Source organism: Nocardia sp. NPDC006044 (genome assembly GCF_042871115.1).
Lineage (GTDB): Bacteria > Actinomycetota > Actinomycetes > Mycobacteriales > Mycobacteriaceae > Nocardia.
Genome location: NZ_JBIAID010000005.1, coordinates 15,341 through 30,621 on the forward strand (window position 1 = coordinate 15,341; position 15,281 = coordinate 30,621).

Consider the following 15,281-nt stretch of genomic DNA (forward strand, 5'->3'; position numbering starts at 1 on the left):
GAGCACGCCTCGATCGACGCCGTGCTGGCCCAGGTATGACGTCACGTCTCGGTTTAGACTCCCGCCATGAGCAGGTGGGATACCTCGTCGATGCCCGATCAGTCCGGTCGGAAATTCATTGTGACCGGTGCGAACAGCGGGCTCGGGGCGGCCACGGTGCGCGCCCTGGCGGCGGCCGGGGCAGAGGTGGTGCTGGCCTGCCGGAACGTGGCCAAGGCGGAGCGGATCGCGGCGGAGCTGGGCGAGCGGGCGGTGGTCCGGAAGCTGGATCTCGCGGATCTGGCGTCGGTGCGGGAGTTCGCCGAGGCGACGGATCGGGCCGACGTGCTGATCAACAATGCCGGGGTGATGGCGTTGCCGGAGTCGCGCACCGCGGACGGCTTCGAAATGCAGGTCGGCACCAACCATCTCGGCCACTTCGCGCTGACCGGTCTACTGCTGGACAAGATTTCGGCGCGGATCGTCACGGTGGCCAGCGGTGCGCACGTCATCGGGAGGATCGATCTCGACGATCTCAACTGGGAGCGGCGCCCGTATCGGCGCTGGCAGGCCTATGGGCAGGCGAAGCTGGCCAACCTGCTGTTCGCCTACGAGTTGCAGCGCAGGCTGAGTGCGGTCGGCTCGCCGAAGATCTCGGTCGCCGCGCACCCCGGTTATGCCGCGACCGAGCTGATGTCGCACACCGAGTCGATCCAGGACGCGGTGATGCGGCTCGGCAACCTGCTGCTCGCGCAGAGCGCCGAAATGGGCGCGCTGCCCACGCTGTACGCCGCGACGACCGACGTCGAACCCGGCCGCTACTACGGGCCGACCGGCTGGCGCGGCCTGCGCGGCTACCCGGGCCGTTCCGGTTCGACGAAGGCCTCGCGCGACGAGAACGTCGCGCGCGGCCTGTGGGAGCTGTCGGAGAAACTGACCGGCGTCACCTACGATTTCGCGAAGTAGCCGCCGGTCAGCTCAGGATGTGCAGGTCGTAGAACAACTGGTACCGGCTCGGATCGTCGGGCAGGAACCAGTGGAAGCCTTCCAGCAGGAAGACCGCGACCAGGTTGATCGCCAGCACCAGGCCGAGGAACCACAACGCGATCATCCCGATGAGTCGATGTGGTCTCGCCGGGATCGTCTCCGCCGCGGTGCTGTGCGAAAAGGCCAGCACGGCACCGACGGTCGCGATCGCGGCGATGAACAAGATCCACGCCCAGACGTACAGATGCAGCCCGAGCACGGGCTCCCCGTAGCCGGGATCGCCGGGCAGGATGTGCAGCATCGTCTGCCGCCAGGAGGCGAATCCGCCTGCCACGCAACCGACTACGGCCAAACCCCAGCCCATCGCGTAGTCGCGCGCGGCAATCGTCCCGGTCATGCCCTTGCGCACGATGACCGCCGCTCCCAATGCGGCCAGCGCCATGAACATTCGCTGCACCATGCACAGCGGACACGGATAGTCCCAGCTGCCGAACTGCACGCCGAGCCCGCCGCAGATCACTGCGGTCCAGCCGACCACGAAAACCACGGCCAGCCAGTATTGCAGTTGTCCCACAACGGTTCCCGCCGTCCGGGCGGGCGCGGTCGCGGTGGCCATCAGTAGTTCAACCCGAGGCCGAGCCCGCCGGTGATGTGCTGAGCCAGCAGCAGGATCGTCGCGAGCAGCAGCACCCACCAGGCGCCGAGCACCGCCCGCCGCGAGCGCTGCCCGGACAGCACGACCAGGGCCGCGAGCAGTCCGCCGAAGATCAACGTGTCCATAGCTGTCGGACATTACTTGCGACCGGGGCTCTCGGCCGTGGACACGCCGCGCTCTGAGCTGCGACGATGAATCGAAATGCGGAGTGACTCAGGTCACCACGCGCAGTCGTGTCACACATCGCCTACCCGTGTCGTCCTCTCTACGAAGACGCAGAACAAACCACGAAGGAAGGCAACATCATGGACGCTCGCATCAACCTCTTCGGCAACCAGGTCGCAGGCAGCTTCGTCAAGCGCCTCACCAACGCCGCCCGGATCATCAACGACTCCACCCTGCCCGCGGCCACGCACGAGCTGGTCAAGATCCGGGCCAGCCAGATCAACGGCTGCGGCTACTGCACCGACATGCACACCAAGGACGCCGCGCACCACGGCGAGACCTCGGTGCGGCTCAACCTGGTCGCCGCCTGGCGGGAGGCCACCGTGTTCACCGAGGCCGAGCGGGCCGCGCTCGCCCTGACCGAGGAGGCCACCCGGATCGCGGACAGCGCGGGCGTCAGTGACGAGGTGTGGCAGGAGGTGCGCAAGCACTACGACGAGGACCAGGCCGCCGCCCTGATCTCCGCGATCGCGATGATCAACGCCTGGAACCGGCTGAACGTGATCGCCCGCACCCCGGCCGGCGACTACCAGCCCGGCCAGTGGGGATGAGGCATACCGGCTCGACCGTGCTGTGGCATGCGGCACGGTCGAGTCGCTCTGCGATAGCCGCCTGGTACAGTCCCTGACGTGCAGCGCGTGTATTTCTGGTTTAGCAAGCCGGCCCCGGGTGGGCTGGTCTGCGGCAACCACTTGCGCTGACGACATTCCACCCCGAGCCGGAAGACCGGCTCGACGGGGTTTCGCGTCCGTGGGTCGGCCGAAGAAAAGGAACCCACATGACCACCGCTGTTGACGTCGATCCACGTCATGCCCGCCCGTCGCCCGACCGCCACCCCTCCTCGAATCGCTCCGCGATGCTGTTTGGTCTGGACGACCAACGCACCCTCAGCGTCAGCCCGCTGCGTTCACCCGCCGAGGTGCGCCAGGTGCACCGGATCACCGACGCCCTCGCCGACACCGTTCGCCGCGGCCGCGCGGCCACCGTCGATGTGCTGAACGGCGTGGACGATCGCCTGATGGTGATCGTCGGCCCGTGCTCGGTGCACGACCCCGCCGCCGCCCTCGACTACGCGCGCCGCCTGGCCGCCAAGGCCGCCGAACTGGACGACCGGCTGCACGTGGTGATGCGGGTCTACTTCGAGAAGCCGCGCACCACCCTGGGCTGGAAGGGGCTGATCAACGATCCGCACCTGGACGGCTCGTTCGACGTCAACACCGGCCTCGGCATCGGCCGCAAGCTGCTGGTCGACATCACCGGCCTCGGCCTGCCGGTGGCGTGTGAGTTCCTCGACCCGATCACCCCGCAGTACATCGCCGACCTGGTCGCCTACGGCGCGATCGGCGCCCGCACCGCGGCCAGCCAGGTGCACCGGCAGCTGAGCAGCGCGCTGTCCATGCCGGTCGGCATCAAGAACGGCACCGACGGCGACGTTCAGGTGGCCGTCGACGGCGTGCGCGCCGCCGCGGCCAGCCACGTGTTCCCCGGCACCGACCTGGACGGGCGCGCCGCGCTGATCCGCACCACCGGCAATCCCGACTGCCACGTCATCCTGCGCGGCGGCACCTCCGGCACCAATTACGACGCGGCCTCGGTCGCCGAGGCGTGCGTGCGGCTGGAGAAGGCCGGGCTGCCGCAGCGGGTGGTCGTCGATGCCAGCCACGGCAACAGCAACAAGGACCACAGCAAGCAGGTCGACGTGGTCACCGACATCGCGGCCCGGCTCGGCGCCGGCGAGCCCGGCGTGGTCGGCGTGATGCTCGAGAGCTTCCTGGTGGAAGGCCGGCAGGATCTGACCCTCGGGCACGCGAGCGAACTCACCTACGGCCAGTCCATCACCGACGCCTGCCTCGATTGGGACACCACCGCCCGCCAGCTCGACACGCTGGCCGACGCGATGCGGCAGCGCCGCGATTCCTGACTGCCACACCGGTTCGGCCTCCCGCGCGGGTGCTCGGCGCGGGAGGGTGAGACCGCGCAGGCACGATCACCAGACCAGCAAGTCGGAAGTGGACCGAGACCGGTCGGTGCCGGTCGGCGAGGATCGACAACGTGATCGACATGGCGGCAGTTCTCGGTGTGGCGGCGGTGGCGTTGGGCCTGGTTCTGACGCCCGGGCCGAACATGATGTACCTGGTTTCTCGTACCGTGTCGCAGGGCCGCCGCGCCGGTTTGGTGTCGCTGGGTGGTGTCGCGCTGGGGTTCGGGGTGTACCTGGTGGCCGCGACCGTCGGCATCACCGCCGTGTTCGCGATGGTGCCGGGGCTGTACTTGGCGGTGAAACTGACCGGTGCCGCGTACCTGCTGTGGATGGCCTGGCAAGCGCTGCGGCCCGGCGGCACCTCGATATTCGAGCCCGCGACGATCCCCGCGGATCCGGCCCGGCGGCTGTTCATGATGGGTTTCCTGACGAACCTGCTGAATCCGAAGATCGCGATCCTGTACATGGCGCTGATCCCGCAGTTCGTCGCGCCCGAACACGGGCGGATCTGGTTGCAGAGCCTGATCCTCGGCGCGGTACAGATCGTGGTGGCGCTGACGGTGAACGGTCTGATCGTGCTCGGCGCGGCCGGCCTGGCGACCTTCCTCACCGGGCGGCCGCTCTGGCTGCGTGTCCAGCGCTACCTCATGGGCACCATGCTCGGCGCCATCGCCGTCCTGCTCGCCACCGACCGGGCTCGCCCCACCCCGGCCTGACCTCGCCATAGCCACGGGCCGTGTCGGCGCGGAGCACCCGCCGGGGTGTGACACCGTGAGCGGCATGGTGGATTTCGAGGCCGCGGTGCTGGCCGGCCCGTTCGGGTCGGCGGCCGGCGCGGTGCAGCATGTGGGGGAGTTGTTCGGGGTGTTCGCGTTCGCGAGTTCGGGCGCGTTGCTGGCCGTCCGGCGGGACTTCGACATCTTCGGCATCGTGGTGCTGGCCTGTGCCACCGCGCTCGGCGGCGGCATCATCCGGGACCTGCTGATCGGCCGGACCCCGCCCGCGGCGTTCGTCGATCTCAGCTATCTGTGGACGGCAGTGCTGGCCGCCGCGGTGATCTTCTTCTGGCATCCGTCGCGGCGGTTGACCAGGGGGCCGCTCGAGGTCGCCGACGCGTTCGGGCTCGGACTGTTCTGTGTGACCGGAACGGTCATCGCCTACTCCCACGGCCTCGGCGCGCCCTCGGCCGCGCTGCTCGGCCTGGTGACCGCGATCGGCGGCGGCGTGATCCGCGACCTGCTCGGCGGGCAGACGCCGAATGTGCTGCGGCCGGACCAGATCTACGCGGTGCCCGCGCTGGCCGGCGCCGTCGCCACGGCCACGCTGCTGCACTTCGGTGTCTACCAGGCATGGACCGGGGCGCTGGCCGCGCTCGGCGCGATCGCCTTCCGGCTGCTCGCGTTGCGTTTCGGTTGGCATGCGCCGCAAGCCCGCCGGTATCCGCGGACCAGGCCGGCCGATCCGACCTTGCCGCCCCCGTCCTGATCTCCCGCGACGCGCGCGGGAGATCAGGCGGCGCGCTACTTCACTCGGTAGCGCAGCTGCGCGAACTGGCCCATCTGTGTGACATCGACGAGTTGCATGCGCGAGGCCGGAATTCGCCGCGGCAACACGGGCGAACCGGCGCCCAAGGTCACCGGTGCGACGCCCGCGATGATCTCGTCGAGCAGCCCGGCATCGGCGAACAGTCCGGTCAGCTCGCCGCCGCCGACGATCCAGATGTGCTTCCCGCCTGCGGCTTCCAGCATGTCCCGGTGCACCGGCTCGACCGCGCCGGAGACGAACCGCAGGTTGGCGCCGGGGACGGCGGGCAAGGTGCGATGGGTGAACACCCAGCAGGGGCGGTCGCCGTAGACCTTGACCCAGTTCTCCGGCGGGTCGTTGGCCATGATCCATTCATAGGTGGTCGCGCCCATGCACATCGCGCCGACGTCCGCGAGGAACTCGGTGATGTTGTGCTCGGCGGTGCCGTCGTCGTCGACCTCGAACAGCCAGCTGAGCGAGTTGTGCTCGTCGGCGATGTATCCGTCGAGGCTGGTCGCGGTGAAGTATTGGGTTGCCATAGGACATACCCTGTCAGTAAAACCTGACAGGGTATGTCAAGGTTCAGCGACCGCCCGCGCGGAGCCTGCGCACGCCCTCGTCGAGGGTCTCGTCGCGCTTGCAGAAGGTGAAGCGCACCAGGTGATTCCAGGCCGCGGCGTCGTCGGCGAACACGCTGACCGGGACGGCGGCGACGCCGAGCCGCTTGGGCAGTTCGCGGCAGAAGGCGAGGCCGTCGGCCGCGCCGAGCGGGGTGATGTCGCCGCACACGAAATAGCCACCCGGGCTCTGCTTCACCTCCAGCCCGGTGTCGGCCAGGGCGGCGGCGAGCCGAAGTCGTTTCTCGGACAACGTGTCCCGCAGCCCGGCGACCCACTCCAGCTCGTGGTTCAGCGCGTGCGCGACCGCGGGCTGGAACGGGCCACCGGCGACGAAGGTCATGAACTGCTTGGCGGCGAGCACGCCGTCGATCAGCGGCGCCGGACCGCACGCCCAGCCGGTCTTCCACCCGGTGACGCTGAATGTCTTTGCCGCACTGGACACCACGACGGTGCGCTCGGCCATGCCGGGCAGCGTGGCCAGGCTGATGTGCTCGGTGCCGTCGTAGACCAGGTGCTCGTAGACCTCGTCGGTGAGCACCAGAATGTCGTGCTCACAGGCGATCTCGGCGATGGCCTCCAGGTCGGCGCGGCCGAGCACGGTGCCGGTCGGGTTGTGCGGGGAGTTGACCACCAGCATCCTGGTCGCCGGTGTGATCGCGGCGCGCAGGCTGTCCAGGTCGAGCACGAAGCGATCGCCGTCGGCGACCAGGCGCGCGGTGCGTCGTTGCGCACCGGCCAAAGCGACTGCGGCAGCGTAGGAGTCGTAGTACGGCTCGATCAGTACGACCTCGGAGCCCGGTTCGACCAGGCCGAGGATGGCGGCGGCGATCGCCTCGGTCGCCCCGACGGTCACCAGCACCTGGGTGTCCGGGTCGTAGTGGGTGCCGTAGCGGCGGGCGCGGTCGTCGGCGATCGCGCGTCGCAGCACCGGCATCCCGCGCCCGGGCGGGTACTGGTTGAGGCCGTCGGCGATGGCCTGCCTGGCCACCTCGAGCATGCCGGCCGGGCCGTCGGTGTCGGGGAATCCCTGGCCCAGGTTGACCGCGTCGAATCGGACGGCGAGCTCGGTCATTTCCGCGAATATCGTAGAGGCGAAGGGGCGCAGGCGAGCAACGGTGGCGGGTTGCGGAGGCATAGTCGGAGACTAGCCCAGCATTCGCTATTGTTGCCATTCAATAGCGAATAGCTATGCTTCACTTCACATTCGAGTCCTCTACCTGCATGGTTGTGCGGTTTCCCAGCGGCGGCTAGCCTCGCCGTGTTCTACCTCACAGTCCCGCGATCTGCGGGTATCTCGAAAGGGGCATTCATGGCCTCATATCTCGACCTTGTTGTGAATCCGGCCACGTCGGAGGTCGCCGGATCCGCACTCGGTCTGCTTCGGCACGTCATGCAGGACTTCATCGCGGGCTTCGGCTCCTCTACCCCGGACTGGGGCCTCGGTTCCTCGACCGGCAACCCCGGCCTCGGCTCCTCCACCGGCAACTGGTTCTCCGGCTCGGCCACTCCCTGATGGCAGCCCGCCGGACCGGTCGTGAGGGGGCCGGCCCGGCGGGCTCAGCCGAGCCGGATGCCGGTCAGCTTGGCCGGATTCGCGAGATCGTAAGTGCCCCAGACCAGTCCGTCGCGGACGGTGAAACCCATGACCCGCGGCGGATGTCCGTAGCCCGCGGTGACGACCAGGCCCAATTGCCCGTTGACCGAGGCGAATTCGTAGTTGTAGGCGGGATCCACGTCGCTGCCGTCCAGGCCGTACTTGCGCACCAAGCCCACGTAGAAGCGCGCGATCCGATCCGCGCCGCGCAGGATATTCACCGCGGTCGAGGTGGTTCCGTCCGCATCGCCGATCACCACCGAATCAGGGTGCAGCGCAGCGGTAACCGCGCCCACGTCGCCGGAGCGCAGCGCGGTCAGGAAGCGCTGCACCGCGGCCTCGTGCTCGGCGTCCGGCACCGGCGGCGGCGTGTCCGCCACCGCTTTGCGCGCCCGCGCCGCGAGTTGCCGGGCGGCCTCGGCCGACACGTCGAGGATCTCGGCGATCTCGTCGAACGGCACCGAAAGCCCGTCGTGCAGAACGAAAGCCACCCGTTGTGGCGGGGTCAGGCGGTCCAGTACCACCATGGCCGCGAGCCGATACTCCTGCCTGCGGACCACCGTCTCCAGCGGGTCCGGCGTGCTCGACGGCGTGCGCGCGGTCACCACGGGCTCCGGTAGCCATTGCCCCACATAGCTTTCCCGGCGCACCGCGGCACTGCGCAAGCGGTCCAGGCAGATTCGGCTCACCACGGTGGTCAGCCAGGCGCGCGGGTCGTCGATCTCGGATTGGTGGGCGCCGGCCAGGCGCAGCCAGCTCTCCTGCACCGCGTCCTCGGCGTCGCCGACGCTGCCCGTCAGCCGATACGCGACCGAGAGCAGATGCGCTCGATGTGATTCGAACAATCCGGCAAGCAGAGCGGCAACCATCAGGGAGATTCTACGATCTCCGGGCCGGTCGGTTTACCACGGTGCCCCGGCCCGGCCCGCGGGAAAGCCGATGCTCAGGTCCGGCGATTCGTGACAACATGACTCGATGGACGTACACGCGCTGTCGAACGGAACGGTCTGGCTATCGATCCCCACCGCCGCGGATATCGACGCCATCACCGAATGTTGTCAGCATCCGTCCATCGGCGAGTGGGTGACCATCCCGGTGCCCTACACCCGGGACAACGCGCAGACCTTCGTCGACGACATCGTCCGCCCCGGCTGGGCCGGCCGCAGCCCGACCTGGGCGCTGCGCCTGCGTGCGGGCGGCACCGTCGTCGGCATGGTCGGCCTCGGCGAACGCGACGAGTCCGCGGCCGAGATCGGCTTCTGGCTGGCCCCGGCCGAACGCTCGCGCGGCCTGATGACCCAGGCGGTGAACCTGGTCTGCGACTACGCCTTCCGGCCCGACGGCATGGCGCTGCGCCGGATCAGCTGGCGCGCGTTCGTCGGCAACTACCCCTCGGCCGCCGTGGCTCGCCGCACCGGCTTCCGCTACGAGGGCCTGGCCCGGCAGGGCAGCCTGCAACGCGGCCGCAGTCGCGACCACTGGCTGGCCGCCCGCCTGCCCACCGATCCGCCGGGCCCCGCGCAGGGTTGGCCTGCCGAGTTCGACCGGGCGCTGCAACGCTGATTGTCGTGGTCAGGGGACCGGCCGTGCCGTGCTGTCGGTGGTCTCAGGGAGAATGGTCCGGAATCGATGCGAGGAGGGGCTGTGACCGACGGTCCACTGATTGTGCAGAGTGACAAGACGCTGCTGCTGGAGGTCGACCACGAGTTGGCCGACGCGGCGCGGCAGGCCATCGCGCCGTTCGCCGAGCTGGAGCGCGCGCCCGAGCACGTGCACACCTATCGGGTGACGCCGCTGGCGCTGTGGAACGCGCGAGCGGCCGGGCACGACGCCGAGCAGGTGGTGGACGCGCTGGTCAGTTTCTCCCGGTACGCGGTGCCGCAGCCGCTGCTGGTGGACATCGTCGACACCATGGCCCGGTACGGGCGGTTGCAGCTGGTCAAGCATCCGGCGCACGGGCTCGTCCTGGTCAGCCTGGACCGCGCGGTGCTGGAGGAGGTGCTGCGGCACAAGAAGCTCGCGCCGATGTTCGGCGCCCGGCTCGACGACGACACGGTGATCGTGCACGGCTCCGAGCGCGGCCGGATCAAGCAGATGCTGCTGAAGATCGGCTGGCCCGCCGAGGACCTGGCCGGTTACGTCGACGGCGAGGCGCATCCGATCGAACTGGACTACTCCGACGACAAGTGGCACCTGCGCGATTACCAGGAGATGGCCGCCGACTCGTTCTGGGCGGGCGGCTCCGGGGTCGTGGTGCTGCCGTGTGGCGCGGGCAAGACGATGGTCGGCGCCGCCGCCATGGCGAAGGCCAAGGCGACCACGCTGATCCTGGTCACCAACACCGTCGCGGGCCGGCAGTGGCGGCGCGAGCTGCTCGCGCGCACCTCGCTGACCGAGGACGAGATCGGCGAATACTCCGGCGAGCGCAAGGAGATCCGCCCGGTCACCATCGCGACCTATCAGGTGATCACCCGTCGCACCAAAGGTGAATACCGGCACCTCGAGCTGTTCGACAGCCGCGACTGGGGCCTGGTCATCTACGACGAGGTGCACCTGCTGCCCGCGCCGGTCTTCCGGATGACCGCCGACCTGCAGTCGCGCCGCCGCCTCGGTCTCACCGCGACCCTGGTCCGGGAGGACGGCCGGGAGGGCGACGTGTTCTCGCTGATCGGCCCGAAGCGCTACGACGCGCCGTGGAAGGACATCGAGGCGCAGGGCTGGATCGCCCCCGCCGAGTGCATCGAGGTCCGGGTGACGCTCACCGACGCCGAGCGGATGGCCTACGCGACCGCGGAGCCGGAGGAGCGCTACAAGCTGTGCTCGACCGCGCGCACGAAAATCCCGGTGGTGCAGTCGATCCTGGCCAAGCACACGGACGCGCCGACCCTGGTGATCGGCGCCTACCTCGACCAGCTCGACGAGCTGGGCGCGGCGCTGAACGCGCCGGTGATCCAGGGCTCGACGAAAACCAAAGAGCGCGAAGAACTCTTCGACGCGTTCCGGCAGGGCGATATCCCCGTGCTGGTGGTCAGCAAGGTGGCGAACTTCTCCATCGACCTGCCGGAAGCCTCGGTCGCGGTGCAGGTTTCGGGCACCTTCGGCTCCCGCCAGGAGGAGGCGCAGCGCCTGGGCCGGTTGTTGCGGCCGAAACACGATGGTGGCCAAGCGCACTTCTACTCGGTGGTGGCCCGGGATACCCTCGACGCCGAATACGCCGCGCACCGACAGCGTTTTCTGGCCGAACAGGGGTATGCCTACCGAATCATGGACGCCGACGACCTGCTCGGGCCGCCCATCGGATAAGTGGAGGCAACTCCTCCGTAAAATGTGCTAGGAATAGGGACGTGCGACGCTTCGAATTCCCGGTGGACCGCAAGCATGCCCGCGCGGTCAACGAAGTCTTCGCCGATCAGCGTCGACTACGTATAGGGGCGATAGCCGCGGCGATCATCGCGACCGCCGGCGCGGCGTATTTGATCTACCTGAACCACCCGTGGGCCTACCTGCTGACCATCGCGTTCATCCTCGGCGCGGTGGTCTCGCTGTGGGTGGCCTTCTGGACCGCCCGGCACGCCAGTATCGACAAGCTCTACACCGACGGCGAACTGGTGCCCGCGGTGGTCTCGGAGACCTACCCGTCCAGTGTGGTGCTGCTCGCCCTGGTCGATGTGGCCAAGCCGGACGCCACCGACCCGCGCTACGCGCTGGTCATCCGCCGGGTCCGCACGCTGCCCGGGCACGAGACGACCGCGGGGGAGCGGGTACCCGCGGTCGCGGTGCGCACCGATCGGGCGCCGCGGCAGGTCGGCGAACGCTGGCAGTCGGTCAGCGCCATGCCGATCGCCTGGGGCACCACCGACGACGAGGTGATCGAGCGCGCCCGCGCCGCGATCAGCGACGCCGAATGGCGTTTGCTCACCGACAATCTCGCGCTCACCGAGAAGGTCCGGCGCGCACCGGCCAAGCGGCTGCTGCTCGATCCGCACCAGCTGCCCGACGATCTCGGTTCCTGACGCTGGAACATTCCCTATTTCGGGTTGCGCCGCCGCTTAGACTCCGAAGATGGTTCCGATGTCCAATCTGCTGGCGTTTCTCGCGGCGGCGACCGTCCTCATCATCGTCCCCGGGCCCGGGGTGCTGTTCACCATCGGGCGGGCGCTCACCCTCGGCCGGCGCGCGGCGCTGCTGTCGGTGCTCGGGCACTGCACGGGCGTGTTCGTCGCGCTGCTGCTCGTCGCGGTGGGGCTCGGCACGCTGCTGATGGCCTCGGCGCTCGCGCTCACCGTGATCAAGTTCGCCGGCGCGCTGTACCTGATGTACATCGGCGTGCAGGCGATTCGCGAGCGCAAGACGCTGCTCGACGCGCTCGGCGCCAAGGTCGACCTGGTGCCGGACGCGAAGGTGCTGCGCCAGAGCGTGATCGTCGGCGTGACCAACCCGAAGGCGATCATCTTCTTCGCGGCGATCCTGCCGCACTTCGCCGATCCCGCCGCCGGGTCGCTGCCGTTGCAATTCCTGATCCTCGGCTCGATCTTCCTGGTGATCGCGATGGTCTCGGACAGCGTGTGGGCGCTGCTCGCGTCCTCGGCGCGCAGCTGGTTCGCTCGCTCGCCGCGCAGGCTGGAGGCGGTCGGCGGGGCCGGCGGGATGATGATCGTCGGGCTCGGCGCGTCGGTGGCGCTGACCGGAAGCACGGACTGAACCGGCTACCATCCATCGGGTTGGTACGGCTGTACCGAATGTAAGAGGGGTGGTTGTCGAATGAGGTTGTCCGGCTGGATGTGTGCGGTGGTCGTGGGCGCGGTCGTCGCCACCGGAGCGCCCGCCGCCGCGGACCCGCCGCCCGATCCGTTCACCGGATCGTCCGGCCTCGGCGACCCGTACTACCCGGAGGACGGCAACGGCGGCTACGACGCCCGCCACTACGACGTCACCATCGACTACGACCCGGCGAGCCACCAGCTCACCGGGACCACCCGCGTCGACGCCGTCTCGACGCAGGCGCTGCGCGCGTTCAACCTGGACTTCGCCGGCCCGGACGTGCGCGCGGTGACGGTGAACAACCTGCCCGCCGGGTTCGATCGCCACGGCGAGCACGAGCTCACCGTGACCCCGTCGCTGCCGCTGCTGCCCGGCCTGCCTTTCACGGTGACCGTGGACTACGCGGGCATCGCGCAGAACACCGAGGGCAACGGCTGGACCTACGCGCCGAGCGGCGGCGCGTTCGCCGCGGGCGAGCCGCACTCGGCGACCAGCTGGTATCCGCTCAACGACACCCCGCTGGACAAGGCCACCTTCGCGCTGCACGCGACCGTCCCCGCGGAGTGGGAGGTCGTCTCCAACGGCCTGCGCACCCAGGACGAGGTGCGCGGCGAGCGCCGCACGGTCAGCTGGGCGGCCAGCCAGCCGGTGGTCGGCTACCTGACCACCATCGCGATCGACAAGTTCAGCTTCCTGGAGCAGCGCCGGGCCAACGGCACCCCGCTGATCAGCGCGTTCGCGCCGCAGGCCGAACGCAACCGGGAGACCGAGCAGCGCCTGCCGGAGATCCTCGACTTCATCGAAAGCCTCTACGGCCCTTACCCGTTCGAGTCCTCCGGCGGCATCTACGTGGACGCCGACATCATGTTCTCGCTGGAGACCCAGACCCGGCCGATCTACGCGCCGTGGACCGACCTGCCGACCGCGGTGCACGAGATCACCCACCAGTGGTGGGGCGATTCGGTGTCGGTGCGCCAGTGGTCGGACGTGTGCCTGAACGAATGCTTCGCCAGCTACACCGCCGACTACCTGTGGCCGGAGCACAAGGAGGGCAAGGACGTCGACGCCGAGTACCGGCAGACCCTCCAGACCTATCTGGGCAACAGCGAGTTCTGGCAGATCCCGCTGGCAAACCCCGGCGCCGGAAAGGAATTCACCTCGGTCTACTACCGCGGCCCCCTGTTCCTGCACGCGCTGCGCAGGCAACTCGGCGACCCCGTATTCTTCACCACGGTAAGGGATTTCAACGCAGCCCACGCGTTCGCCAACGCATCGATGCCAGAATTCCGCACCTTCATCCAATCGAAGTCACCAACAGACCTCACCCCCTTCTTCGACGCCTGGCTCAACCAGAACACCCCACCCCCAGACGAGTACCTCTACCCCGGCACCCTCCGCGGCTGACATCGAGCCGAGTCAAAAGGTCGCTGAATGATCTTGAACAGCCACCTTTTGACTCGACTCGACGAGCGAACGACCTTTTGACTCGACTCGATGAGCGGGGCCGACGCTCACCCTCTTCGTTGACTGAACCGCTCACGCGCCCCACGGCGGTGACCGAACCACTCACTCGACGCACCGCGCTTCCCGAGCCTCTTTGAACCGGACCACAACCCGATGACCACGCTGGAACTTCCGCATTGCCCATGCCAACTGCGTGAGTAGGTCGGGGACCCCGCCTGACGTGCTCAGCACTATCGATCATCTCGGGGAGCAGGTGTACCTGACTCGCCAGGTAGACCCCCGGCATGTCCCAACGCGACCTGACAAGAAAACTGAAGACCTACCCCGGTTTTCACTGAAGTAGTGCTGAGCACGTCGCCTGCCGTACCCGGCTTTAGGCGCACGTCGAGCACGCGGTGTCGAGTTCCAGCGTGGTCATCTGGCTGTGGTTGCGTTATCGAGACTTCTTCGCAAACCTGCTTCATCCTTCGCATACCTGTTGAAGGGTTGAGGGGTGTGTGAAGGACGAAATAGGTGTGCGAGGGCGAACCTATCTGTCGCTTGGTCTGAGCGGATCTCGAGAGGGAGCATGGGATCCAGAGGCCAGGGGCGCGGTTTGGTGTAGTTATTCGCCGTCGACGTGGTTGCGTGCCCGTTCTACCCATCGTTCGGCTCGATCGAGTTGCTTTTGGGCTGAACGTAATTCGTCCTGAGCCGCGCGTTCGGTGGCGCGCGCGAACTGGCGTTCCTGTTCGGCCTGGGCGAGTGCTTCCTTCAGCTCGGTGATCCGGGAGTCGATGTCGCTCAGCTGATCTGCCGCTTGGTCGGCTTCTTCGTGGGCCGAATCTCTTGCCGCGCGCGCGGATTCGAGGGATTCCAGCGCGTCGTCCAGATCCTGGCGCGGATTGTCCTCGGCGGGCGCGGCGGACGGTTCGGCATCGTCGACCGCGACCAGTCCCGGCCCGGCCGGGCCGAACCCCTCGTAGGTCGCCGCGGTGGCCAACGTCCCGGCGTGCACCTGCTCGGCGACCGCCGGATCGGCCAGCGCCGCGTTCAGCGTCTGCCCGACCTCGCGTAGCACGCTCTCGCTCACCGGATGGTCGTGCTCCGCGGCGAGCGTGCCTGCCTTCTTGGCCAGGGCGTTGACCGCCTGCTGCCGCTGCCCGGTCAGGCTGCGCAGCTCGGCGCCGGACAGTTTGCGCTGGGCCGAACGCAGTGCCGCGCCCAGCTGGAGCAGCGCTTCCACCTCCTCGGGCGCCGCTCGGGCCAGCAGGTTCACCGTCCACGCGGTGACCGTGGGTTTGCGCAGTTTGCCGATGGCGGTCGCGAGTTCCTTGTCGCCCGCCTCCTTGGCCGCGTCGGCCTTGGCCGTGCGGGCGGCGACGAACTCGCCCGGCGCGAGTCCGTACAAGTCGCGGGCAGCCTCGTCCAGCGTCATACTGGCCAAGCGTAACGACTCGGTTCGCCGGAGCGAAAGAAACCACGTACTGGACGAATGTCCACGTTATGGGT

At 68.5% G+C, this 15,281-nt stretch carries 17 protein-coding genes; 11 read left to right on the forward strand and 6 right to left on the reverse strand.

The features are described from left to right. Positions 1–66: 66 nt before the first annotated feature. Positions 67–945 carry an oxidoreductase gene (locus ACFYO1_RS36475; protein ID WP_387241765.1) on the forward strand — a complete coding sequence of 293 codons (879 nt, stop codon included), beginning with the start codon at positions 67–69 and terminating at the stop codon, positions 943–945. Between the two features lie 7 nt (positions 946–952). Here the strand turns inward: ACFYO1_RS36475 and ACFYO1_RS36480 are convergent, their stop codons facing one another. Together ACFYO1_RS36480 and ACFYO1_RS36485 are read right to left on the reverse strand one after the other, a co-directional pair. Further along, positions 953–1,582 carry a disulfide bond formation protein B gene (locus tag ACFYO1_RS36480; RefSeq protein ID WP_387241768.1) on the reverse strand — a complete coding sequence of 210 codons (630 nt, stop codon included), beginning with the start codon at positions 1,580–1,582 and terminating at the stop codon, positions 953–955. Continuing rightward, complete coding sequence (locus ACFYO1_RS36485) at positions 1,582–1,746, reverse strand: DUF5993 family protein (protein WP_387241771.1); 165 nt, start codon at positions 1,744–1,746, stop codon at positions 1,582–1,584. The genes ACFYO1_RS36480 and ACFYO1_RS36485 overlap by 1 nt, the downstream gene beginning before the upstream one ends. A 180-nt stretch (positions 1,747–1,926) precedes the next feature. On the opposite strand from ACFYO1_RS36485, the gene ACFYO1_RS36490 reads away from it, so the two are divergent. The 4 genes from ACFYO1_RS36490 to ACFYO1_RS36505 all read left to right on the forward strand — a co-directional run bounded on the left by ACFYO1_RS36490 (position 1,927) and on the right by ACFYO1_RS36505 (position 5,312). Further along, complete coding sequence (locus ACFYO1_RS36490) at positions 1,927–2,397, forward strand: carboxymuconolactone decarboxylase family protein (RefSeq protein WP_387241774.1); 471 nt, start codon at positions 1,927–1,929, stop codon at positions 2,395–2,397. Positions 2,398–2,702: 305 nt separating this feature from the next. Continuing rightward, on the forward strand, positions 2,703–3,767 hold the full coding sequence (locus ACFYO1_RS36495) for a 3-deoxy-7-phosphoheptulonate synthase (protein WP_387243120.1): 1,065 nt from the start codon (positions 2,703–2,705) through the stop codon (positions 3,765–3,767). Between the two features lie 131 nt (positions 3,768–3,898). Then, positions 3,899–4,543: a LysE family translocator gene (locus ACFYO1_RS36500; protein ID WP_387241777.1), complete on the forward strand. Its 645-nt coding sequence runs from the start codon at positions 3,899–3,901 to the stop codon at positions 4,541–4,543. 64 nt (positions 4,544–4,607) lie between these two features. Beyond that, the gene (locus ACFYO1_RS36505; protein ID WP_387241780.1) at positions 4,608–5,312 is read left to right on the forward strand and encodes a trimeric intracellular cation channel family protein; all 705 of its coding nucleotides are present in this window, start codon (positions 4,608–4,610) and stop codon (positions 5,310–5,312) included. A gap of 35 nt (positions 5,313–5,347) precedes the next feature. On the opposite strand, the gene ACFYO1_RS36510 is transcribed toward ACFYO1_RS36505, so the two are convergent. Together ACFYO1_RS36510 and ACFYO1_RS36515 are read right to left on the reverse strand one after the other, a co-directional pair. Beyond that, entirely contained in the window at positions 5,348–5,890 is a 543-nt protein-coding gene (locus tag ACFYO1_RS36510) for a dihydrofolate reductase family protein (RefSeq protein WP_387241783.1), read from the reverse strand. Positions 5,891–5,933: 43 nt separating this feature from the next. Beyond that, on the reverse strand, positions 5,934–7,106 hold the full coding sequence (locus ACFYO1_RS36515) for a pyridoxal phosphate-dependent aminotransferase (RefSeq protein ID WP_387241786.1): 1,173 nt from the start codon (positions 7,104–7,106) through the stop codon (positions 5,934–5,936). A 174-nt stretch (positions 7,107–7,280) separates the two neighbouring features. On the opposite strand from ACFYO1_RS36515, the gene ACFYO1_RS36520 reads away from it, so the two are divergent. Then, positions 7,281–7,484 carry a hypothetical protein gene (locus ACFYO1_RS36520; RefSeq protein ID WP_375915188.1) on the forward strand — a complete coding sequence of 68 codons (204 nt, stop codon included), beginning with the start codon at positions 7,281–7,283 and terminating at the stop codon, positions 7,482–7,484. A 44-nt stretch (positions 7,485–7,528) separates the two neighbouring features. Here the strand turns inward: ACFYO1_RS36520 and ACFYO1_RS36525 are convergent, their stop codons facing one another. Then, on the reverse strand, positions 7,529–8,434 hold the full coding sequence (locus ACFYO1_RS36525; RefSeq protein WP_387241789.1) for a sigma-70 family RNA polymerase sigma factor: 906 nt from the start codon (positions 8,432–8,434) through the stop codon (positions 7,529–7,531). 106 nt (positions 8,435–8,540) lie between these two features. Here ACFYO1_RS36525 and ACFYO1_RS36530 point away from each other — a divergent pair, with 106 nt between their 5' ends. The 5 genes from ACFYO1_RS36530 (at position 8,541) to ACFYO1_RS36550 (ending at position 13,730) form a co-directional block, all read left to right on the forward strand. Next, on the forward strand, positions 8,541–9,128 hold the full coding sequence (locus ACFYO1_RS36530; RefSeq protein WP_387241792.1) for a GNAT family N-acetyltransferase: 588 nt from the start codon (positions 8,541–8,543) through the stop codon (positions 9,126–9,128). A gap of 81 nt (positions 9,129–9,209) precedes the next feature. Then, complete coding sequence (locus ACFYO1_RS36535; protein WP_387241796.1) at positions 9,210–10,868, forward strand: DNA repair helicase XPB; 1,659 nt, start codon at positions 9,210–9,212, stop codon at positions 10,866–10,868. Positions 10,869–10,909: 41 nt separating this feature from the next. After that, complete coding sequence (locus ACFYO1_RS36540; RefSeq protein WP_387241799.1) at positions 10,910–11,578, forward strand: DUF3239 domain-containing protein; 669 nt, start codon at positions 10,910–10,912, stop codon at positions 11,576–11,578. A gap of 49 nt (positions 11,579–11,627) precedes the next feature. After that, entirely contained in the window at positions 11,628–12,266 is a 639-nt protein-coding gene (locus ACFYO1_RS36545; RefSeq protein ID WP_387241802.1) for a LysE family translocator, read from the forward strand. Positions 12,267–12,326: 60 nt separating this feature from the next. After that, on the forward strand, positions 12,327–13,730 hold the full coding sequence (locus ACFYO1_RS36550; RefSeq protein WP_387241805.1) for a M1 family metallopeptidase: 1,404 nt from the start codon (positions 12,327–12,329) through the stop codon (positions 13,728–13,730). Positions 13,731–14,394: 664 nt separating this feature from the next. Here the strand turns inward: ACFYO1_RS36550 and ACFYO1_RS36555 are convergent. After that, positions 14,395–15,207, reverse strand: a complete 813-nt coding sequence (locus ACFYO1_RS36555; RefSeq protein ID WP_387241808.1) for a hypothetical protein — start codon at positions 15,205–15,207, stop codon at positions 14,395–14,397. Between the last annotated feature and the right edge of the window lie 74 nt (positions 15,208–15,281).